General features: G+C 67.8%; 19 protein-coding genes. 7 read left to right on the top strand and 12 right to left on the bottom strand.

Annotated elements, in window-relative coordinates:
- Positions 1 to 17 precede the first annotated feature (17 nt).
- From QNM97_RS23540 to QNM97_RS23530, 3 genes are all read right to left on the bottom strand, one after another.
- Positions 18 to 506 carry a hypothetical protein gene (locus tag QNM97_RS23540; protein ID WP_283823307.1) on the bottom strand — a complete coding sequence of 163 codons (489 nt, stop codon included), beginning with the start codon at positions 504 to 506 and terminating at the stop codon, positions 18 to 20.
- A gap of 441 nt (positions 507 to 947) precedes the next feature.
- Positions 948 to 1,682, bottom strand: coding sequence for a polyadenylate binding domain-containing protein (locus QNM97_RS23535; protein WP_283820564.1), 735 nt, complete (start codon positions 1,680 to 1,682; stop codon positions 948 to 950).
- 196 nt (positions 1,683 to 1,878) lie between these two features.
- Positions 1,879 to 2,739 carry an ERCC4 domain-containing protein gene (locus QNM97_RS23530; protein WP_283820563.1) on the bottom strand — a complete coding sequence of 287 codons (861 nt, stop codon included), beginning with the start codon at positions 2,737 to 2,739 and terminating at the stop codon, positions 1,879 to 1,881.
- A gap of 197 nt (positions 2,740 to 2,936) precedes the next feature.
- Between QNM97_RS23530 and QNM97_RS23525 the strand changes: the two genes are divergently transcribed.
- Entirely contained in the window at positions 2,937 to 4,124 is a 1,188-nt protein-coding gene (locus QNM97_RS23525) for a lipase family protein (protein ID WP_502874959.1), read from the top strand.
- A 12-nt stretch (positions 4,125 to 4,136) separates the two neighbouring features.
- On the opposite strand, the gene QNM97_RS23520 is transcribed toward QNM97_RS23525, so the two are convergent.
- Together QNM97_RS23520 and QNM97_RS23515 are read right to left on the bottom strand one after the other, a co-directional pair.
- Positions 4,137 to 5,129, bottom strand: coding sequence for a TY-Chap domain-containing protein (locus QNM97_RS23520; protein ID WP_283820562.1), 993 nt, complete (start codon positions 5,127 to 5,129; stop codon positions 4,137 to 4,139).
- A 264-nt stretch (positions 5,130 to 5,393) separates the two neighbouring features.
- Positions 5,394 to 6,509, bottom strand: a complete 1,116-nt coding sequence (locus QNM97_RS23515) for a protein kinase domain-containing protein (RefSeq protein ID WP_283820561.1) — start codon at positions 6,507 to 6,509, stop codon at positions 5,394 to 5,396.
- A 193-nt stretch (positions 6,510 to 6,702) separates the two neighbouring features.
- On the opposite strand from QNM97_RS23515, the gene QNM97_RS23510 reads away from it, so the two are divergent.
- Positions 6,703 to 8,010, top strand: coding sequence for a ricin-type beta-trefoil lectin domain protein (locus tag QNM97_RS23510; RefSeq protein ID WP_208793464.1), 1,308 nt, complete (start codon positions 6,703 to 6,705; stop codon positions 8,008 to 8,010).
- A 6-nt stretch (positions 8,011 to 8,016) separates the two neighbouring features.
- On the opposite strand, the gene QNM97_RS23505 is transcribed toward QNM97_RS23510, so the two are convergent.
- The 6 genes from QNM97_RS23505 to QNM97_RS23480 are packed head-to-tail and all read right to left on the bottom strand — an operon-like array spanning position 8,017 to position 14,818.
- Entirely contained in the window at positions 8,017 to 9,093 is a 1,077-nt protein-coding gene (locus QNM97_RS23505) for a 2Fe-2S iron-sulfur cluster-binding protein (protein WP_502874958.1), read from the bottom strand.
- Entirely contained in the window at positions 9,090 to 9,806 is a 717-nt protein-coding gene (locus tag QNM97_RS23500; protein WP_283820560.1) for a TetR/AcrR family transcriptional regulator, read from the bottom strand. Before QNM97_RS23500 ends, QNM97_RS23505 begins: the two co-directional genes overlap by 4 nt.
- Positions 9,807 to 9,817: 11 nt before the next feature.
- Positions 9,818 to 11,293 (bottom strand): pyruvate, phosphate dikinase, encoded by a 1,476-nt coding sequence (locus tag QNM97_RS23495; RefSeq protein ID WP_283820559.1) that lies wholly within the window; start codon positions 11,291 to 11,293, stop codon positions 9,818 to 9,820.
- 26 nt (positions 11,294 to 11,319) lie between these two features.
- On the bottom strand, positions 11,320 to 12,192 hold the full coding sequence (locus QNM97_RS23490) for a coniferyl-alcohol dehydrogenase (RefSeq protein WP_283820558.1): 873 nt from the start codon (positions 12,190 to 12,192) through the stop codon (positions 11,320 to 11,322).
- Positions 12,189 to 13,622 carry an aldehyde dehydrogenase family protein gene (locus QNM97_RS23485; protein WP_283820557.1) on the bottom strand — a complete coding sequence of 478 codons (1,434 nt, stop codon included), beginning with the start codon at positions 13,620 to 13,622 and terminating at the stop codon, positions 12,189 to 12,191. Before QNM97_RS23485 ends, QNM97_RS23490 begins: the two co-directional genes overlap by 4 nt.
- Positions 13,619 to 14,818: a cytochrome P450 gene (locus QNM97_RS23480; RefSeq protein WP_283820556.1), complete on the bottom strand. Its 1,200-nt coding sequence runs from the start codon at positions 14,816 to 14,818 to the stop codon at positions 13,619 to 13,621. Before QNM97_RS23480 ends, QNM97_RS23485 begins: the two co-directional genes overlap by 4 nt.
- A 195-nt stretch (positions 14,819 to 15,013) precedes the next feature.
- On the opposite strand from QNM97_RS23480, the gene QNM97_RS23475 reads away from it, so the two are divergent.
- Positions 15,014 to 16,555, top strand: a complete 1,542-nt coding sequence (locus QNM97_RS23475) for an AMP-binding protein (protein WP_283820555.1) — start codon at positions 15,014 to 15,016, stop codon at positions 16,553 to 16,555.
- Entirely contained in the window at positions 16,552 to 17,190 is a 639-nt protein-coding gene (locus QNM97_RS23470; protein WP_283820554.1) for a MarR family transcriptional regulator, read from the top strand. The genes QNM97_RS23475 and QNM97_RS23470 overlap by 4 nt, the downstream gene beginning before the upstream one ends.
- 35 nt (positions 17,191 to 17,225) lie before the next feature.
- On the opposite strand, the gene surE is transcribed toward QNM97_RS23470, so the two are convergent.
- Complete coding sequence (gene surE / locus QNM97_RS23465; RefSeq protein WP_283820553.1) at positions 17,226 to 18,005, bottom strand: 5'/3'-nucleotidase SurE; 780 nt, start codon at positions 18,003 to 18,005, stop codon at positions 17,226 to 17,228.
- A 248-nt stretch (positions 18,006 to 18,253) separates the two neighbouring features.
- On the opposite strand from surE, the gene QNM97_RS23460 reads away from it, so the two are divergent.
- The 3 genes from QNM97_RS23460 (at position 18,254) to QNM97_RS23450 (ending at position 22,346) form a co-directional block, all read left to right on the top strand.
- Positions 18,254 to 19,987, top strand: coding sequence for a PEP-utilizing enzyme (locus QNM97_RS23460; protein ID WP_283820552.1), 1,734 nt, complete (start codon positions 18,254 to 18,256; stop codon positions 19,985 to 19,987).
- A gap of 165 nt (positions 19,988 to 20,152) precedes the next feature.
- Entirely contained in the window at positions 20,153 to 21,250 is a 1,098-nt protein-coding gene (locus QNM97_RS23455) for a phosphotransferase (protein WP_283820551.1), read from the top strand.
- On the top strand, positions 21,243 to 22,346 hold the full coding sequence (locus QNM97_RS23450) for a TIGR03857 family LLM class F420-dependent oxidoreductase (protein WP_283820550.1): 1,104 nt from the start codon (positions 21,243 to 21,245) through the stop codon (positions 22,344 to 22,346). The genes QNM97_RS23455 and QNM97_RS23450 overlap by 8 nt, the downstream gene beginning before the upstream one ends.
- Positions 22,347 to 22,350 lie beyond the last annotated feature (4 nt).

The following is a 22,350-nucleotide window of genomic DNA, read 5'->3' as shown; positions in this document are numbered from 1 at the left end:
CGGTCCCGGTCGGCCGGCTATCGGGCGACGACGGCTGCCCGGTCGGGGACCGGACGCAACGCGATCACCAGTGTCCCGGTGGCGATGACGCCGGCCGGCAACTCGGCATGCACCGTCCGCCGATGCCCAGCGGCGTCGACGACGGTGATGTCGGCCATGGTCGCTCCGGCCAGGCCGACGCCGACGAACGCCACGTCGGCGATCGCCGTGGTCAGCGGCAACGCTGCATCGACACGCACCACCGCGCGTCCACCCGCGACGTGCGCTGCAGTGATCCTGGTGACCAGAACCGGGTGAGCTGCATCGCACCCGTCGGTCGACGGGCAGCGCGGCTCACCCGTCGCGTCGATGAAGAATCCCGTTGTGTGACGCAGTGATTCGGCGCGCAGGTCGGTCTCACCGATGAAGAGATCCGTCCCCGACGAGTGAATGGGGACCGGCCAGAGCGTGGGATCGAAAGATCGGGACACCAGAACGCCTTTCAGAGAGGGCAGCAGCTCGAACAAGCTCACCTCTTCGGTTTACCCGGCTCTATGGCTCAGCAACAGGCATTCCGGCGCCAAGATGTCGTCAAGATCCGCGCGTCGGCTCGCCGACACTCCGATCACGGTGACCCACGCCACATTTCGCGAGAACAGCAACTCCCAAGGCGACGGGCATCGTGCGTCAAGCCTGACCGTGCATCGTGGAACACGTCAGAGAGAAACGCACACAGCGGATCTCGGAAGTGTCAACGAAAGAGGAGCCGATCATGGCCGAACCCCGTCGCAACAACAACCCCGCCCCGGTCCAGCGTCGCCGCCGCGTCCGTCGCTACGACCCGCGTTCGCGTCGGTGGCTCTGGGTGTGGCAGTGAGACAGCGCTCTGCGCGCTGACCCGTGCGCGACACGAACAACCCCGCCCGAGGACGCCGGGCGGGGTTGTTCGTGTGTGTCTGCGGGCGCGATCAACTCGTGGCGATCGCCACGTTCAGGATGACGATGAGCACGATCAGCACGATCGGGATGACCGAGATCGCGATCGCCAGACCGACGCCGTTGTACTGCTGTGGCGCAGGGCCGAGCGAACCGCGGGAGTACGCCCACACCGGCGCGCGATACTCCAGCTCGACGCCCTGTCCGGGCTGCACGAGCACCGGGAAATCGGCGGGCCCGATCCGCGGGGGCAGGAAGTACGGAACGTGGACGTGCACGTGATGCTGTCCCGGCGGCAGCGGGATCTCGTTGCGGCCCCACGTGCCGGGAAGCTCGTGGCCGTCGACGACGATCTTCGGCTTGATGAAGAACAGCAACCACATCAACGGGAAGAACTTCGCGTCGATGGCGACACCCTGCTGCTGACCCGCTTGCACCGGCGGCGCGCCCTGCCCACCGCCCGGATGATAGGCACCCGGAGCCGGATTCTTCTGCAGTGGGGCAGGATTCGGGGGCTGTGGCGCCGGTGGCCGACTGTAGTGGGGTGGCTGGGGCGGAGCAGATGGGGGAGCACCGTACCGGGGTGAGCCTGCCGGGGGAGCGCCGTATCCCGGGCCGGGTTGCCCGTACGGGGTTTGCCCGTAGTGGGGCTGTTGGCCGTACGACGGTTGACCCGGGCCGGGCGGCTGCCCGTACCGGGGTTGGCCCGGCTGCTGTTGCCCGTACGGGCCGGGTTGCCCGTAGGGCGGATTCGGAGTGTTCACCATGTCCCCCTCGATCATGCGAGCCGCGCGGCGTCGGGCCATCGTGGCTGGCAGTCAATCTACGCGATGACGGTTGCGCAGCAACGGTTTGCGGCCACTTCGGGATGAAAGAAGCGGCCACGATCTGTGGCCAATCTAGCCCCGTGCGCGGCGCGCGGCGATCAATCGAACCGGTTTGCGGCAAATGTCCGACCGGGATTCATTCGATCGACGCCGGCGCACCCGCATCCCCGCCGCTGAGCTGCGTCGGCGAACTCTTTCCCGCCCGGTCGAGATCCCACTCGGCCAGGCAGGCGCCGAACCAGCGGTACAGCCATTCCTGTGCGAGTGCGCGTGTCTCGCAGAACACGATCGGCACCGTCGGGAACCGGACCTGCGCCTCGGCGACGGCATCGGCCACCGAGGAGGCCGGTGCGTGTTCGAGTTTGAACAGTTTCGAGTACCCGGAGTCGACGATGACCGCCCCGCGCGGCTGTGCGGCGAGATCGGCCAGCAGGTAGGTCATCTTTCCCGACAACAGGCTCGACGCGAGGTCCTCGATGCTCTTGCGTTCGGCGGTGGCCACCAGGTCGTCGCCGTCGAAGACCGCGTAGTCGCCGACCGGTAGGCCCCGCTTGCTGGTCTGCGCCTGTTGCGCAGAGAACTTGTAGCCGTAGCGTTCTCGGGTGTCGACGACGATGTCGACCACGCGACCGTGCGCTCGCGCCTTGGGGATGGTCACGTTTGGTCGGGCCTGTTTGGCGGTGCGTCGCGACTGCCAGAACACCATCTCGCGTCCGCGGGCGCGGGTGAGCACGAACTGCGAGCGGTTCTCCCGTCCGCGTTCGAGCACCAGATCGATGGCCGCGCCGCGACGGCTGATCGAACGCACCGCCAGGCATTCGACGATCTCGGGGTCGTCCGGCCACTCGGCGACCCGCTGGCAATACACCTTGGTGGTGCGCGGCCACGTCTCCCGGGTCTTCAACACGATCCCGTCGGCGCCCAAGGGCAGTCGCACGAGGTAGGGCAGCGATGTGCCCTCCTCGGGGTTACGCGCGATCAGCAGGTCGTCCGGCACAGCACCCAGGGTGCCGGATCGAGGGGGCGCAGTCACCCCCGACCGGCCGGGGAAGCGCTCTCATCTGCAACAACCTGCCCTCGACGATCCCGCCCGACCGGACCCTCGGCCGCTTAGGTTAACCTAACCGGCATTGGGGAAGTCCGGTGTGCTGCGGGCCGCAGCCCGCAGCCGAAGAGGGAGAGGGGACCGCTGCAGTGCGTCGACGAGGACTGGTGCTGGGTGCACTACTGATCGGGGTGGTCGGCCTGTTGTGGTCGCCCCCGCCCGGGTCACCAACTGCACAGGCGGCGCCGAGTCTCACGTCCAAGGCCGGCGCGGGCACGGTGCTCAGTTCCACCGACATCACCGACGAGAAGGACGCCCGCATGACCGGCGCCCGCCAGGTGATCGCGATGACCTACCTGTCGGAGAACGCGCAGGGCACGCTGATCCCGGTCCGCGCCACCGTCTCGATCCCCGAGAAGAACCCGCACGGCGGTGACTACCGCATCTTCGCGTGGGCGCACGGTACCGCCGGACTCGGCGACGGCTGCACGGTCACCGACCGGATGGGCGTCCGCGTCGACGGCAAGGAACGCTGGCACGACTGGATGGGCCCCTGGCTCGACGACGGCTACGTCATCACCGCCACCGAATACGCGGGCGTCGGCGGACCGGGCGTACACCCCTACGCCGACGGAGAGATGCAGGGCAAGAACGTGATCGACTCGGTACGCGCCGCGCGGACCGTCGTCGCGCAGTACACCGACACCCGAGCCGGCACCGACTATCTCACCTCCGGTGGTTCCCAGGGCGGCCAGAGCGCCGTCTGGGCCGGACATCTCGCACCCACCTACGCACCCGAACTCCACAACGTGGGTGTGGCCGCCAGCTCGGTGCCCGTCGACACCTCACAGCTACTGAAGGTCGTCGCGCCCGGCGTCCCGCCCGTCGCGGTTCCCGACTACGTGACGTACGTGTCCTACGTGCTTGCCGGTGTGAAGGCCGCGCGCCCCGACGTCGACGTCGACTCCTACCTCACGCCGCTGGGTAAGAAACTCGTCGAAGACGCTGCGACACAGTGCTATCCGGAGTTCAGTCCGTCGACGCGGCAGTACAACGTCGGCCAGATGGTGACCAAACCACTGGCCGAGGGGCCGCTGATCGGCGTGGTGCACGAGCTCTCCGCCGTCCCCGACACTGGCTACCGCGCTCCGATGCTCATCCAGCAGGGCACGCTCGACGTGGTCGCGCCGGCTCCACTGACCTCGGCATGGGTCGACCGTGCCCGCGCCAACGGCGCCGAGATCGATTACCAGACCTACAACGACCAGCACGGACTCGGCGCATACTCCGAGACCGCGGCACTCACGTGGGCCGACACCCTGCAGTGGGCGCGGTAGGTCGGGACGGCCTCAGAGATCCGGCCCGCAGGCGTCGTGGGTGAGCGCCGCGACGATCTCCGGGCGCACCTCCTCGACGAACTGTAACCACTGGCCGATACCGGCCGCGACGTTGTGCCGGGAGAACGCGGTGGCCTCCACCGTCAGCACGGCGACGATGCAGGTGTCGTGCACGACGAGCTTGATCCCGGTGTAGGGCAGCGTCTCGGTCGCCACGAAGCGGTAGGCCGCAGGCAGATCCGTGACGTGCTCGACGACGGTGCCGAAGAACTCCAGTGTCGGGCGTGTGGGCAGGATTCGCAGCCACGACTTCACCTCACCGGTCGGCAACGGGATGTCGCCGTCGTCGTCGACCACCACCGGATGCCCCGACATGGTCTCGAGCGCCTCGAGCACCATCGCCCGTAGGTCACTGTGCCGTGCGGGCAGGGCGATCACCTCGAGCGCCGGCTCGTGACGGGCCGGCGCGTCCCCGGTCAGGAAGGCCGGATGTCCGACTCCCCAGATCTCGATCAGGGTGGTGGCGGCCAGCGCGGCGAGAGCGTCGACCTGGGCTCGATCGGCCTCGGAGGTCAACGATCCGTCACCGTCGTCGCGATCCCAGCCGAGGAGTTCGAGATCGGCGATGTTCTCGCGCAGCACGTCGGGATGTGGATGCAGGTCACCCTCGACGATCGTGCACACGATGCGGTCCTCGTGGGCGCAGAAGTTCAGCACGCCGTGCGATCCCTCGGGGATCTCGAGGTTCTGTTCGACGACGAGTGTCGCTCCGTCGTCGAGGTCGGCCAGAAGTGCGGCGAGCAGGTGACGGTATCGGGCCCAGGCATCGCTGACGGCCGTGTCGAAGTCGACGTTCCCGCGCATGTCGTCTGCACGCATGTCGTCTGCACCCATGGCACACCTCTCATCCGGGTGAAAACCCTCGTCCGGCCGGCGCTCGACGATCCGGCTGCTCGACGATCCGGCTGCTCGACGCCCGGCCGCATCGTGATCTGGCTGCATCATGACCCGGACTGCATCGTGACCCTGACTGCATCGAGACCTGGTTGCGAGGTTACGGTTCCCCACCACCGAGTGCCGCATCGCGCACGAGGATCCCCCCATTCGTAGGACCCAGGGCCAACCGTCCTGCCGGCACCACGATGTCGAATGCCCGTCGCCATCGCGTCACCCGTTGTTCAGCGCGACCCGACACAGTTCGGTGCCGGTGTGATCGGCCCTACACCGTTGCGCGTTACAGGACACAGGCAGGAGGAGACAGACGGGGGCTCAGACGGGGGTGAGCCCGATCAGCCGGCACAGCCGGTCCTCGTCGATCACGTGCAGTGCCTGGCCGCGCCGTTTGCGTTCCCGTGCGGCGAACAACTTGCGGCCCTCGTGTGCCCCGAGGCCGCCGTCGATCTGATGGGCGCGCACGAGCACGGTGGTGTCGTCGCCGACCATCGACTGCACGGCCGCCCCGGATTCCTCGATCAACGTGGTCAGCTCCTGCTGGGTGCCGGTACTGAACCGGCCGGTGATCACCACGCGGTGCCCGGCCAGCCGTGCCGGTCCCCGCGCGGGACTCATGTCGACCTTGTGCAGATCCGTCAGTGCGCGCAGGGCCTGCGTGCCGTCGACGTAGCGGGTGCCCTTGGCCGCGGTCGCGTGCCAGATCCAGCACTTGAGATCCTCGGGCGCGTCGAGGTCGCGGATGCGGGAGACGTCGTCGTTGGTCCAGTCCGCCCCGGTCAACAGGGTGCAGGTGAGCAGGCCGAGCTGATAGATGTCGAACCACGTCGCCCAGTGACGGTAGTCGTCGACATCGGCGGGCATGTATGCCGGTGTGTAGGCGTCCAGCGGTGAATGCCGCGGTGTCAGTGCATGTTTGGCGATCCCGAAATCTCCGAGAGCGAGCCGGCCGTCGCGCAGGAAGACGTTGTCGGGCTTGATGTCGCGGTGGGTGACGCCGGCCGCGTGCATCACGGTGATCAGACCGAGCAGGCCGCGGATCTCACGACGGACCCGTGCCGGACGCCATCCCGCCCACACACCGTCGGCCACGAGATCGCCGACCGTACCCTCGCGCATCCACTCGGTGACGATGACATAGCGCGTCATGCGTCCGGGACCGGAACCGAAGGCGAAGGCGTCGAGCAGCGCGACCACCTCCCGCCGGCCGGCGAGCAGATGCCCCATGTGCGCCTCACCGTGCCAGTCCGCGGCGCTCGCACACACCTTGACGCAGACCTTGCGCGTCACCCGATCGCTCGACGACGCCAGCCGTGATGCGCGATAGACGTGGCCGAAGCCGCCGCCGTCGAGGAGCCCGTCGATCCGGTAGCGATACCCGGTGTCGCCGACGATGATCTGTCCCGCACGGAGCGGCTGACGTGCCCCAGTCACGCCACCACGGTAGGGCATGGGTCCGACGGGCTCTCGCCGACACCGCCTCGGCCCACCGGCAGCACGACACACGCGCCGCCGGGGCGGCTCGCGCATTCTGTCGGTTTCGTACTGTTTTCCCAAATGCAATCATTCCCACGGCAGCAATGCCAAATAATCATCAGGCATGAAACAAGGAATCAGGAGCGGACCAGTGCGAAAAGCGGTGTGCGTTGTTGTCTGCAGCATTCTCGGCATTGCGGGAATGGTGCTCGCCAACGGACCCGCATCGGCCGCCGATTCGACATTCGCGGTCAAATCCGTGCTGAACGGCCAATGCCTCGACAACTCCGATGCCGCGGCCCGCCCCGGCAACCGGGTACTGCTCTACCAATGCCACGACGGGGCCAACCAGCGGTGGACGGTTGGCGCCGACGGCCGCGCTCGTGTGCAGGGTCTCTGCCTGCAACCGGTCGGGGCGGTCATCGCCAACGGCCGCAACCTCGAGATCGCGACCTGCTCGACCTCGCCGTCCCAGGTCTGGGGTCAAGGCGCCAACGACTCGCTACGACCCAACTACGGCAACTACTGTCTGACCGCCGCAAACGGCGCGGTCTCGCTGCGGACCTGCGCAGGGACGACGGCACAACGATGGACACTCACCTCGGCCGCGGCTGCACCCACCACCACGCCGACCACAACCACTCCTGCCACCACCACGCCACCCACGACCACGCCACCCACGACCACGCCGACCACCCCGGCAGCGGTCACCAGTCCCTCCGGCCAGGCGGCCCCCACGGCGAGCCTCCCCGGATGGCGCCACATCTTCGCCGACGAATTCACCAAGAACGCGGCACTCGGCTCGTGGGCCAATTCGTGTGAGCCCGACAAGATCGTCTACACCGGCGCGCAGGGCCAGAAATGGCGCACCTATCCCCAATGCTATCTCGACACCTACCAGAAACGCCCCTATCGCCCCGACGCGGTGCTCTCGGTTGACGGCGGCATGCTCGATTTCTTTCTCCATCAGGTCGACGGAAAACCCGCCGGTGCGAATCCGTCGCCGCTGATCACCGGATCGAGCCAGTACCAGACCTACGGCCGCTATTCCGTGCGAATGCGCGTCGACCGTCCGGGACTCTCCGAATACTATGTGGCCTTCCTGCTCTGGCCACAGTCCGAACAATGGCCCGCCGGCGGTGAGTTCGACTTCCCCGAGGGATCCCTCGCGGGCACCGCCAAGGGCTATCACCACTACTCCGGTCTCGGGTCGTGTGTCAGCTGTCAGGCCGTCGCCACCGACATCGGGGCCACGTTCACCAACTGGCACACCTACACGATGGAATGGAGTCCCGGCCGCATCCGCTACCTGCTCGACAACACCGTCGTCCTCGACACCACCGCCTGGGTGCCGTCGGGCCCGATGCGCTGGCAACTGCAGGCCGAGACCAACGGCAACGGCACCAGCTCCGGGCACCTGCAGGTCGACTGGGTGTCGGTCTGGGCCTACAACGGCTGACGCCGACTATTCGATCTCGATCTCCACCTCGGCCGAGCGAGGCGTCGCCTGACACGCCAGGAGGTAGCCGTCGTCGATGTCCTCGGGTTCGAGCGCGATGCCGTTCCCGTGATCCACGGTGCCCGAGACCAGTCGGGCGACGCAGGACCCGCAATCACCCTCACGACACGAGTACGGCGCGTCGATCCCTTCCGACAGCATCGCGTCGAGCAGGGGAGTCGTGGTGGCGCAACCGATCTCGGAGACGCTGCCGTCGATGTGGACGGTGAGCGCGCACTGTGCGGAGCTCTCGTCGGTCACCGACAGGGTGAAGGGGTCGCCGGTCAACGACACGTATCGTTCGATGTGCAGATCGGTGTGCGTCACGCCCGCCGCGAGCGCTTCGCGCTCCACGAGATCCATGAACGGCGCCGGACCGCACACGAAGACCTCGCCGCCGGACACCTCGGCGCAGAGCGGGGCGACGGCCTCGGCGGTCGGCAGCCCGTCGGAGTCCTCTCGCCAATGGTGCACGCGGAGTCGCCCCGGATGGCGTGCGGCCAGCCGGTCGAGTTCGTCGGCGAAGATGGTCGACGGCCGGTCGCGGTTGGCGTAGAAGAGGGTGACCGGACAGGTGTGCAGTTCCAGCGCCGACCGTAGGATCGACATGATCGGCGTGATGCCGCTGCCCGCGGCGAACAAGGTCAGCGGATGCTGCCACGAGTGTGGGGTGAACACCCCCGACGGTGGGATGATGTGCAGGACATCGCCCGCGGAGATGTTGTCACACAACCAGTTCGACCCGTAGCCGTCGGTGACGCGTTTGATGGTCACGGCCGGGATGTCGTCGAGCCCGGGTGCGGTGCTCAACGAGTAGCTGCGCGCCACCGAACCGGTCCGGTCGCTGGGGATGCGGATGGTGACGAACTGCCCGGGGCGTTGCTCGACCCCGTCGGGTAGCCGAAAGCGAATGGTGCGGGCATCGGCGGTCTCGTCGACGACCCCGACGACCTCGACGTCGATACCCAGTGTGCGCGAACCCGATTCGATCGGCGTTGGATCGACCCCCGCCGTTGCTCCCGCTCCCGCCGTCGCTGCCGTCACCGGTGCACCCCGTCACCGGATTCCGCGAGTGGCAGTGCGCGATACCACAATTCACCCAGTGCGCGACCGAGATCCTCGATCCGTTCGCGACGCGGGGCGGTGACCGGCAGGCCGACGTGCACGTAGGCCATCTGCTCGGTGGCGCAACCGAGGGTCTCGGCCAGCAGGTTCTTGTCGCAGTGCGCGATGACGCCCTGATCTTCGAGCCGGGTCAGCCACCGCTCGGTGCGCCGGACGAAGTCGGCGCGCAGGTTGAGCCACAACTGCTGGAATCCCTTGTTCTCGCTCGCGGCGGCCGCCTCACGGAGAAGACGCAGCATGTGCCGGTTGCGTGAATACGACTGCAAATAGGTCGTATTGACCTCGATCAGTGATTCGAGTTCGCCGTGCGCGTGATCCGGTCGTAGGCGAGCGGCGGCGAGCTCGCTCAGCGACGGCCGCAGCGCCGCGAGGAAGATGTCGTCGAGGCTGGTGAAGTGCCGGTAGAAGTTGCCCTGCGCGGTGTCGGCGTGGTGGGTGATGTCGGAGATCCTGGTGCGGGTGTACCCGTACTCGGTGAAGCACTCGACTGCGGCCTTGACCAGCTTGTCGCGGGTCTGCTCGCCACGCCGGTTGGGGCGCTTGGCAACCGACGGCGACTCGTCCATCAGTCCGGCGGCGGTGTAGACCGCGTCGATCCCGTCGGTGCCGGGGTTGTTTGACTCGGATGTCATCGGGCCGAGTCCTACAGGGTGGGCCGTACGAGCAGCGTGAGCGGATGGTCGGCGGGCGTCGGATCGGGCAGGAACCCCGCCAACGCCGTCAGGTACTCGTCCTGTCCGTCGCCGGCCGTCAAGGTGTCGCCGTCGTAGATGGTTCCGGTGGTGCCGTCGACGGTGACGGTGCGACCGTCGAGTTCCGCGCTGAGCCCGGTGCCGCATCCGACCACGCACGGCACGCCGATCTCGCGGCAGACGAGGGCGGCGTGCGAGGTGGTGCCCCCGACCTCGGTGACCACCGCCACGGACTCGAACATCGCCGGGACGTCCACCGGTGAGGTCGATGGGCGCACCAGCACCACCGCCTCGCCCTCCGCGGCGGCCGCGCACGCGGCATCGGTATCGGTGTAGACGATGCCCGTCGCGGCTCCGGGCCCCGCACCGACGCCCCGGGCGATCGGTTCGGCCGCCCCGCTGACGGTGGAGTCCTCGAGAAGTGTGCGTACCTGCTCGGCACTGACCCGCTCGAGTGCCTCGGCCTCGGAGATCACGCCCTCGCGCACCAGTTCCACCGCGATCCGCGCCGCCGCACGTGCCGACCGTTTCCCCGAACGGCACTGCAGCATGTACAGACGTCCGGATTCGACGGTGAACTCGATGTCGACGAGGTCGCGATGCTCCTGCTCGAGGATCTCGGCGATCTCGGCCAGCTGTCGATACAACTCGGGGTCGTGCGCGGCGAACTGCGCAATCGTCTCGGGTGTGCGCTCACCGGATACGACGTCCTCGCCCTGTGCGCGAGACAGCCACTCGCCGAACAACGTTCGTTCACCGGTGGCCGGGTCGCGGCTGAACACCACGCCGGTACCCGAGTGCTCGTCGCGATTGCCGAAGACCATCGCCTGGACGGTCACCGCGGTGCCACCGCCCGCTCCGAGACCATGGCGCCGTCGGTAGGCGGCCACGCGGTCGTTGGTCCACGACCCGAAGACCGCCCCGATCGCCTCCCGCAGCTGATCGTAGGGATCCGCCGGTGGCAGTGCGGTGTTGTCGCCGAGCACGATCTCGCCGTAACCGGTGCAGAACCGCTGCCAGGTGTCGCGGGCCCACGCCGGGTCCCCGGTCGCCGCCCCGAGGTCGGTCACCAGCGGTTCGGTCAGGCCGAGATTGAGCACGGTGTCCATCATGCCCGGCATGCTCTGGGCGGCACCGGACCGTACCGACACCAACAGCGGGAAAGGGCCCTGCCCGAAGCGCTTTCCGGTCTCCCGTTCGAGTTGTTCGAGCGCGGCCAGGGTGTCGTGCCACACATCGTCGGGGAGGTGACCCCCGGCGCCGTGGTACGTGCCGCACAGCGGGGTCGCCAGCGCGAAGGCCGGCGGGACCGGGAGACCGAGCGCTCGCATCCGGTTGACGCTGAAGGCTTTGCCGCCCAGCAGTTCACGGTCGGCGGGGGCCGAACCATCGAGTGCGAGTACGTGTCGGGTGTGTGTGGTGGTCATCGGGGTGATCCTTTGGTCCGGTGCGTTCAGACGGGTGAGGAGGAGCGGGAGTCGGTGGCGACGGGGCGCAGTGGGTTCTCGACGGAGGCCGCTCGGATGGCGCTGAGCCCACCGTCGACGGGGATGTCGATGCCGTTGACCCACGAGGCGTCCGGGGAGATCACGAAGTCGATGGCGGCGGCGGTTTCCGCGGCGGTGCCGTGTCGTCCCACCGCACCGGCCGATCGGCTGATGGCCTCGACCCCCATGGACTGCTCGAAGTCGCCGAGGATGGGTGTCTCGGTGGGGCCGGGGCTCACCGAGGCGGCGCGGACTCCGCGGGGCTGCAACGCCGCGGAGAGCGCGACGGTCCAGTCCACCAGTGCGCGTTTGGAACTGTCGTAGGCCGCCGAGCCGTCGACCCCGGTCTCCGCGACCCAGCGGTCGATGTCATCGCGGCTCTTGGCCGCGAGGAGTTCGGTGATGCGTTCGGGCGGTTGGGTGTTGCGATGCGCGGCGAGTGAGGCGACGTTGACCACTGCCGCGCCGGTGGTCATCCGCTCCAGGACGCGCAGTGTCAGTGCGCGGACGCCGAGGGTGTTGACCGCCAGGACGACCGACGCCGGCGCGGTGCCGGGAACCCCGGCGACGTTGGCCAGCGCGTCGATGTGGTCGGGGAGTGCGACAGCCGCGATCGAGCTCGGATCCGAGAGGTCGCAGTGGACGAATCGTGCTCGCGGGTCCGTGTTCTCGTGGAGATCGAGAGCGATCACCGTGGTCTGTGGATCGGCGTCGAGCAGGCGACGCACCAGGGCGGCACCGATACCCGACGCCGCGCCGGTCACCACGATCGTGCGTCCCCCGGGACCGTCCGAGGTGCCCTCCACGTGGTCGTTGGAGACATCGAGATGCTCGTTCATGACATCACCGCCTTGATCTCGGTGAACTCGGCCATACCGACGGCGCCGAGTTCGCGGCCGTAGCCGGAGTTCTTGGTGCCGCCGAAGGGCACCGCCGGGCGTTCGCGGGTGCGCACGCCGTTGATCTTCACCTGGCCGACGTCGAGATGGCCGGCGACCTCGACGGCGGATTCGGTTCGGGCCGACCAGACCTCGGCCGACAGGCCGTAGTCGGAGTCGTTGGCCATGGCGATCGCGTCGGCGAGGTCGTCGTAGTACTGGGTGACGAGCACCGGGCCGAAGATCTCCTCGCGAACGGCCCTGGCGTCGGCCGGGAGGTCGGCGAACACCACCGGCGTGACGAAGCACCGTGACCGGCCGAGGGCCAGGCTCTCGCCGGAGCCGGCGACGATGCGCCCGCCGTCGGCACGGGCCGCCTCGATGTGCGCGAGCACCTTCTCGGTGTGCGTGCGGGAGGCGAGTGGTCCGTGGGTGGTCGACGGATCGGCCGGATCGCCCAGCCGGAACGCCGAGATCGCCTCGGCCATGATGGATTCTGCCTCGGTGGCGCGACTCGCCGGCAGCACCAGACGCGTGGTCGCATTGCAGGCCTGCCCGGAATTGACCAGTCCGGAGGCCAGCACCCGGGGAACGACGGCATCGAGATCGGCGTCGGGGAGGACCACGGCCGGTGACTTGCCGCCGAGTTCGAGTGTCGCCCGGCGCAGCGACGCCGCGGCATTGGCGGCCACCGACCGACCCGCCCGGACACTGCCGGTGAACGACACGTGCGCCACCCCCGGGTTGCTCGAGAGTGCGGCCCCCGTGCTCTCACCGGTGCCGTTGACGACGGCCAGCGCGCCGGCGGGGAGTCCGGCGGCGATCAGGCATTCGCGTACCAGCAGGGCGTCGAACGGTGTTGCCTCCGACGGTTTGAGGACGACGGTACAGCCCGCCGCGAGCGCCGCCCCGACCTTCGCGATGATCTGATGGACGGGCATGTTCCACGGGGTGATCGCGCCGACCACCCCGGCCGGCACACGGTGCAGCCGCGCGCCGTCGATGTCCTCGGTGAAGGCGAATGTCTCCAGCGAGCAGGCGAACTCGCGGAGCACCGATGCCGGCATCGACTGCTGTGTGACGCCCGCGAGACTGATCGGCATGCCCATCTCGGCGGACACGGTCGTGGCGAGCGAGGCGTGGTTCTCGATCAGGTCGGCGGCGCGCCGCAGCACCGCGGCCCGGTCGGCGGCCGGGGTCGCCGACCACCCGGGAAAGGCGTCTGCCGCCGCGTCGACGGCCTGCGCCACGATCGCCGGCTCGGCGATGCCGGTGGTGCCGATGACGCTGTCGGAGAACGGGTCCACCACATCGATCGTGGCCGAGCCCGTCACCTCGTGGTGCCCGATGACGGCGGCGGGCGCGTGCCGGGTGCTCACGGCGGCGGTCATCGATGCGCCCGCACCGTCACCGGCAACGACTTGATACCGCGGAAGAAGTTGCTCTGCAATCGGTCCGGGCCGTCGAGGACGTCGATCGCCAGGCCGCGCTCGATGACCCGGGTGAAGAACAACTTCGCTTCCAGTTTGGCCAGATTGGAGCCGAGGCAGGCGTGGGCACCCCAACCGAAACCGAGGTGCTCGTTGGGGAATCGGGTGCCGATGAAGGTGTCCGGGTCGTCGAAGACCCGCTCGTCGCGATTGGCCGAGCAGAACCACATCACCACCTTGTCCCCGGCGGCGATGGTCTTGCCGTGCATCTCGACGTCGCGGGTTGCGGTGCGGCGCATCGAGATCACCGGCGTCACCCAGCGGACCATCTCTTCCACCACGACCCGGATCTTGTTGGGGTTCTCCCGCATGTGGTCCCACCATCGCGGATTCTCGGCGAGCACGTTGACCCCACCCGACAACAGATTCCGGGTGGTCTCGTTACCGGCGACCATCAGGATCAGGTAGTAGGCGTCGAGGTATCCGCGGCTCAGCGGCACACCGTCGAGCTCGGCGGCGGTCAGGACGCTGATCAGGTCGTCGGCCGGGCACTCGCGCCGCAACCGCTCGAGGCCGCGGAAATAGTCGAACGCCTCCTCCCGTGCGCGCACGGCGGTCTGCGGCCCCTCGGAATAGGTGGGGTCCTCACTGGCCATCTGATTGGTCCAGCGCAGCAGGTTCGGGCAATCCTCCAGGGGTGCGCCGAGCAGTCGTCCGATCATCACCAGCGGCAGTTGCGCGGCCACCGCCGAGACGAAGTCGATGCCGTCGTGGCCCTGCGCGTCGTCGAGGAGTTGATCGATGACGGCGGAGATGTCGCCCTCGAGCGCCTTGAGCTTGACCGGCCGCACCTGCGGTGTGACGATTCCGCGGAGCTTCGTGTGCTCCGGGGGGTCGACGTGATGGATGCTGCGCGCGCCCTCACCCTCGGCGCGGCGGCTCTGGATCTGGGTTCCGTCGGTCACCGAGAACGTCTCGGCATCGGCGGCAACGGTTTTGATGTCCTCATAGCGGGTCACCGACCAGAAGCCAGGACCCTCCGGCTCTTCGTTCCAGTGCAGCGGGTCGTCGTTGCGCAGGCGTGCGAAGAGTGCGCCGTCGGTTCCGGCGGCAAACGGGGCCAGGTCCATCAGGTCGATGTGGTCGGCGATGGTCATCTCATCTCCAGGAGGCTGTGGTTTGCGACTGTGGTTTCACTAAAGCATAGACTAAGGTGTGGTGTGAACCACAAGCAAGAACCTAATATGTTCCGAAGACGTGTTGGCGAGGCCCCGGTAGACCTGCTCCAATGCGACTGACAGTTCGCAAACGATTCGACCCAGACCACCATCGTGTGCAGCCCCAGGAGGAACGTGTACCCACCCACCACAGCGCGTGAGCGCCCCGACGCCGTGGCATATGTGATGGCCGGTTCAGGGGACCGTCTCACCTACGACGACCTCGACCGTCGCTCCAACCGAATGGCCCATTACCTGCGCCGACACCAGGTGGCGCCGGGGTCGACGATGGTGATCGTCATGGAGAACAACCTGGTCTGGCCGGTGGTGGTCGCCGCCGGGATGCGCACCGGTCTCTACGTGACCCCGGTCAACTGGCACCTCACCGGCACCGAGCTCACCGTCCTGCTCGACGAGGCGGCACCCGACGTGATCGTCACCAGTGTGGCGCTCGCCGAAACAGTCCTCGCGGCCGTGGCCGCACTGCCGGTGACCCCGCTGGTGTTGTGCGCCGACGGCGCTCCCGACGGATGCGCCGACCTCGACGCCGCGACCGCGGGATTGCCGGAGACCCCCGTCGCCGACGAACTACTCGGTGCCCGTGTCCTCTACAGCGGCGGCACGACCGGCCGGCCGAAGCGGTTCGCGCAACAGTTGCTCGGTGTCCACCCGGCCGATGCGCCGCAACGTCACTCGGGGCTGGTCACCAAGCTCGGCGTCGACGCGCACACCGTGCTGTTGTCGCCGGCGCCGAACTACCACGCCGCGCCCTTCACCTTCCAACTCATCACGCTCGCCGCCGGCGGCACCGTGGTGTGCATGGAGCGCTTCGACGCCGCGGGCGCGATGGCCGCGATCTTGACCTACGGCGTGACCCATTCCCAGTGGGTACCCACCATGCTGATCCGATTGTTGCGCCTACCCGATCGCGAGCGGCTGCCGCTGTCCCCGACGCACCGGGTGGCGTTCACCTCGGGAGCGCCCTGCCCGGTACACGTCAAGGAGCAGATCCTGGAGTGGTGGGGCGACATCCTGCACGAGTACTACGGTGCCTCCGAGGGATACGGCCACACCTATATCGACCCGAAAGAGGCACGCACACAACCGGGTTCGGTCGGGCGCCCGCTGGGCGCGACGCGCGTCCACATCGTCGACGAGTCCGGGGCCGACGTGCCGGCGGGTGTCGACGGCCGGGTGTGTTTCGAGGCGCTCGGGCAGCAGGCCTACCGCAGTCCGGGCGCTGCCGGCGGCGAACTCAAGCAGATGGGCGATATCGGGCACCTCGATGACGACGGATTCCTCTACCTCGTCGGACGCGCCGGATTCATGATCATCTCCGGTGGCGTGAACATCTACCCGGACGAGGTGGAGGCGGCGCTGCTGACCCATCCGGCGATCGCCGACGTCGGGGTCATCGGCGTACCGGACGCCGAGTTCGGTGAGTCGGTCAAGGCGGTCGTCGAGCTGCGTCCGGGCCGGACCGCCGCCCCGGCCGACATCATCGCCTACGCGCGAGATCGTCTCGCCCATTTCAAGGCTCCGCGGATCGTCGAGCTGACCTCCGATCTGCCGCGGCTGGCCACCGGAAAGCTCGACAAGCGCGCCCTGGTTGCCCGCTTCGCCACCCCGCCGACACAGCAGTCGGAATCGACTGCGCATCAAGGAGAGAGAGTATGAGCGCCATCAACGCCACCGACCCCGCCGTCTTCGAGATCCTGCACGCCCTGAAGGTCAAAGGCCTTGCCTCGGACACCTTCCTGGGTGATATGACCGGACTCGACGACGCAACCCTCGCCCCGGCGGTCGCCGGCGTCGTGGAGAACGGGTGGGCGATCCGCCGGGATACCCCGCGGATGAGCGGCACCATGCTCACCCCGGCCGGACGCGCCGAGTACGACCGGCGCTCGGCGGAGACCATCCTCGACGACGCCGTCCTGGCGCAGGTACTCGACGTCTACGAGAAGTTCCTACCGATCAACTCCGACTTCAAGAAGGTCTGTGCTGCTTGGCAGATGACCGCCGACGGGTCGCCGAACGATCACTCCGACGCCGCCTACGACGCCGGGGTCGTCGACGACCTGGGCGGGATCCATGAGCGCGTCATCGTCGTCCTCGCCCCCGCCGATACCGCCGCGCCCCGCCTGTACCGCTACGCCGGGCGACTCGGGGCAGCCCTGGAGAAGGTCCGCGGGGGTGATACCGCGGCCTTTGCCCGGCCGATGTACGACAGCTACCACGACATCTGGATGGAGCTGCATCAGGACCTGCTGCTGACGACGGGTCGCGAACGCGAGGCCGCCGACGAGGAGTGACCCAACCAGGGCCGGTGTCCTCGAAAGGCGTTGAGTCACAGCCTTTCGAGGGCGCCCAGGATCTCGTCGTGCCGGGAGTCGAGCTCGAGGGTTGCGTTCTCGTCGCCGACACCGCTCAGCGCGGTCACCGACACATATCCCGCCGCGACGGCGGCGCTGTCGGTGCCCTCGGTGAAGCCCCGTGAGCGTTCCTCACGATGCAGGGTCAGTCCGCCCTCGGCCGGCGACATCCGGATGCTGAACATGCTGCGGGCGGCCAGAGCGGTGATCCGGATACCCCCCAGGTCGGCGTAATCGACGTCGGGAACGTTGACATTTAACGACATTCGCGGCGATCCCGATTCCGTCATCCACTCGACGATGCGGGTGATCACTGCGGCAGCGGTGTCGTAGCGGTGTGCCGGCGGGAATCCGCAACTGACCGCGAGCCCGCTGATGCCCGCCACGCGAGCCGCCAGGACGGCCCCGACCGTGGAGGAGAACAGGATCGAGCGCCCGGTGTTGTGGCCGGGATTGACTCCACTGACGACGAGATCGGGTGCGCGGCCGTAGCTTCCGGCGCAGCACGCGACCACGGCCAGCGCCGGTGGACAGTCGAAGGCATACACCGGCGTCGTACCCAGTCCTGGCAATGACGTGGACAGCACCGGGATGTGGGTGCCGTCCTCGATGCTGCCGAGCGAACTACCACTTCCGCTGCGTTCGGTGAGCGGTGCAGCCACGATCACGTCGTGACCTGCCTCGATGAGGGCCGACGCGGCGGCACTCAGCCCGGGCGCGTCGTAGCCGTCGTCGTTGGTCACCAGAATCCGCATCGCGATCTCCGTTCGTCCGTCGCGTCTCGACCCCTGAAGTGTGACTGACAAATCACATATGTGTCCAGTGCGCTTGGTGGCAGATCGGCATCTGTCGCGCTCACAGGCCGAAACTCGAGCGGCGACTCCATTGACAACGTGAGGGCCATCACACAATAATGTGACGCAGTATTCGCTAACCGATTGCGGATCGATACCTCGACTCCCGATGCCATGACGACAACACACGACAGGGAAGGACGCCACGAATGAACAGCTGGCCCCTGATGGACGAGACCTCGAAGCTCTACCCGCTGTATTCGCGGGCCAATGTCGGAGAGATCTTTCCCGACCCGATCACTCCGCTGAATGCGTCGCTCGGATTCCAGCACACGCTCGAGCCGGGGTGGCGCGACGCGTTCGTCGCGTGTGGCGTCTGGGGTCACGATCTCTACGACACCCAGGTGGACTTCAACATCCTGCCGGCGTTCGGCAGTTACCTCTACATCAACATGTCGCTGATGCGCCTGTTCGGGGTTCGTGTGCCGGGTATGAGCGCCGAGGCCGTCGACCTGCAGTACTTCGGCGACATGCCCGGCATCCCCTCGTACGAGAGCGAGCGGCGCGACTTCGACGAGAACCCGGAGTTCGAGGCCAAGGCAGGCGCCTGGCTGGCCGAACAGGTGTTGGGTGCAACAGATCTCGCCGCCTATGACGCCGATCGGGTGGAGGTGGAGGAGATCCGGCGCACGCGACCGGACCTGAGCGCCATGACCGATGCGGAACTCGTCGACCGGATGAACTCCTTCGAGACACTGCTGCGCCGATTGTTCAAACACCACATCGAGGCCAGCCTGAAGAGCGGCGTCGGTCTCGGCGCCATCGCCCAACTCGCCGAGGCGGTGGGCAAACCCGAGCAGGCACTGACCCTGGTGGCCGGGCTCGGCAACGTCGACTCCGCCGGGCCGTCGCTGCGCATGTGGGAATTGAGCCGCGCCGCAGGCGATCCCGAGATCGCCACGCTCTTCGAAGCCGGGACACGGGGGCTCTACGCCAAGCTCAAGGAATCGCAGTCACCGGCTGTCGTGGCCTTCACCGAACAACTCGACCGCTTCCTGGCCGACTGGGACTTCCGTGGACCCGCGGAATGGGAGATCCGGGCCATCACCTGGGGAATCGATCCGGACCTGGCATTGGCCACCATTGACCGCATGCGCGGGGTCGACGCATCGGAGGCCCCGGAGAGCAAGTCGGCCGATCGTGCCGCGCAGCGCGACGCGTCTGCGGCCGCGATCCGTGAGATGGTCGCCGCCGACCCCGAGGCCTCCGCACAGTTCGAAGCCGTGCTCAACGCATCGGCACTGTGGATGCGCGGGCGTGAACGCGGCCGGACCACAGCAGCGATGCTGATCCACGAATTGCGCTTGCCCGCACTCGAATTGGGACGACGCGCGGCGGCGAAGAACGCCATCGCAGACGCACGCCAGGTCTTCATGGTCTTCGCCGACGAACTCGACGGCTTCATCGCCGACCCGGCGTCCTATCGCGACACGCTCATCGAGCGTGAGCGCATCTACCTCGACCTCTTCGACCGCACGCCGCCGTTCGTCGTCGACGGCACCCCGACGCCGGTGACCGAATGGCCGTTGCGATCGGCGCACACCGCGAGCATCGCCGCGGCGGGCGAGAGCATCGCCGGAGTCCCGGCGTGCGGGGGCACCGCACGCGGTCGGGCGCGCGTCATCACCAGCCCCGACGACCCCTCGGCACTCGAACCCGGTGACATCCTCGTCGCGCCCATCACCGACCCGTCGTGGACGCCGCTGTTCGTCGCGGCCGCGGCCGTGGTGGTCGACGTGGGTGCACCGTTCTCTCACGCTGCGATCGTCAGCCGCGAGCTCGGAATCCCGTGCGTGGTCTCGGCGACCGAAGCCACCAAACGCATTACCGACGGTGCGATGGTCGAGGTCGACGGTACCGCGGGCACCGTCACCCTGCTCTGACGACGTCCGCCCCCCCCGACTCGTCCGGTCCCGTCAGTCGCCTCGGCGGGACCGGACGATTCCACCTGCCCGTGATCTCCCCGCGCACCCGCGGACCCATCTCCCCACCGACTGATTCTGCGCCGACCGATTCCGCGCCGACCGATCCTTAGGACTCGAGTAACCATGCATGCCTCCGACATCTGCCCCGACTGGATCGACCGCATCCTCCACGACCACGGTGTACTGAGTTCCGATGTGACGGTCAGCGGGCTCGAGACCTCTGCCATCGGGACCGGACAAGTGGCCGACAGCGTTCAGGCCCGCCTGACGTATTCCGCGGATACCCCCGCGCCGTCGTCCTTTGTCGCCAAGATCAGCTCCGAGAACGAGCAGAGCCGGGCAGCCGGGCGCACCGAGATGAACTATCTGCGTGAGGTGCGGTTCTACGAGCAGATCGCGCCACGCCTGCCGGTGCGCGTCCCGGAATGCCATCACGCCGAGATCGATTCGAACAACACCGAATTCGTGCTCTTGTTGGAAGACCTCAGCCCGGCCCGGGCCGGTGATCAGCTCACCGGGTGCACCGTGGACGAGGTGCGTCTGGCGATGCGTGAGGCGGCTCGCATCCATGCGCCGTACTGGGGCTCCGACGAACTCGCCGGACTGCCGTGGCTCGACATCTCGGACACCTACTGGTCACGTTTCACCGAGATGATGCCGATCTGGTGGGCCGGCTTCGTCGAACGCTACCGAGACCGGCTGAGCGAGGCCGACATCGAGCTGGGTGGCGCCTTCACCGACCACATCGACACCTACTACGCCGCACTGCGCACCGTCCCGTTCACCGTGCAGCACGGCGACTTCCGACCCGACAACGTGCTCTTCGACGCCGCCGGCGGAGACGTCCCGCTCGCGGTGCTGGACTGGCAGACCGTCATCTACGGACCGGGGATCATCGATGTCGCCTACTTCATCGGCGGCGCGCTCGACACCGAGACGCGGCGCACCCACGAACGCGAGTTGCTCGAGGTGTACCACCAGGAACTGCTCGCGCAGGGCGTGGCCGACTATCCCTTCGACAGGTTGCTCGCCGACTATCCCATCGCCACGTTCCAGAATCTCGTCATCGGGGTGGCCGCGGCGATGCTCGTGACGCGCAGCGAGCGGGGAGACGACCTGTTCGTCTCGATGACCCGCAACGCCCTCATCCACGCCCGTGATCACCATGGCCTCGACCGCATACTCTCGGCCGCAACGAATTCCGGAGCCGCACATGTCTGAGCCCACCGGCGCCGCGGTACTCGAGGACGCATCGATCGGCACCGACCAACTCGGTTTCTACACACTCGGTGGACATGTCACGAGCCCGCGGGACATGTTCGACGAGTTGCGGCAGGCCGAGCAGCTCGGGCTCGGGCAGGCCTTCATCTCCGAGCGGCTCAACGTCAAGGAGGCGTGCGTCCTCTCGGGTGCCGCGGGTGCGGCAACCGAGAGGATCGGGATCACCACCGCGGCAACCAACATCAGCACCCGGCATCCGGCCGTCACCGCGGCGTTCGCCACCACCATGCACCGGCTCACCGGCGGACGGTTCACGCTGGGTGTGGGCCGCGGACTGCGCCCGCAGATCGCCGGGATGGGTCTGGAGCAGACCACCACCGTGCAGCTCGAAGAGTTCGCGCACCTCATGCGGCGACTGTGGCGCGGTGAGGTGGTCCGCGACTACGACGGTCCGCTCGGCCGGTTCCCGGTGTTGCGCCTCGACCCCACCTTCAACGAGGATATCCCGCTGGGCACTATGGCATTCGGTGACCAGACCCTCGCGATGGCCGGGCGCGCCTACGACGTGGTGGTCCTGCACACGTTCTTCTCCGACGAGACCACCGCCCGCGTCGTGCGCGAGGTCCGCAGATCGGCCGAACAGGCGGGCCGCGATCCGTCCGCGGTGAAGGTGTGGTCGTGCTTCGCCACGGTCTCCGACGAACTCGACGAACAGACGTTCCGGAAGAAGACCGTCGGCCGCTTGGCCACCTACCTGCAGGTCTACGGTGATCTGCTCGTTCGCACCAATCGGTGGGATCCAGCGTTGCTCGCGAGATTCCGGGAATCCGAAGTCGTCCAGCAACTTCCGGGATGGGCCGACGCTGTCGGCGATGCTGCGACTTTCGAGGCGCTCGAGGCGGTGATCCCCGCCGAGTGGCTGGCCTGCGCGGCAACCGGCTCACCGCACGCCTGTGCCGTCGCCACGCGGGCACAGTTCGACCTCGGCGTCGACGGGGTCATCATGCACGGCGCCACCCCGAGCGAGCTCGCGAGCACGGTCGCCGCCTTCACCGACCTGACCGCGGGCCACCGCGATCGATCGTCATCGACTTAGGAGA

Origin of the sequence: Gordonia sp. L191 (assembly GCF_030077625.1) — a bacterium.
Lineage (GTDB): Bacteria > Actinomycetota > Actinomycetes > Mycobacteriales > Mycobacteriaceae > Gordonia > Gordonia polyisoprenivorans_A.
The sequence above is the reverse complement of the archived record's forward strand: the minus strand, read 5'-3'. Positions and strand labels throughout refer to the sequence as shown.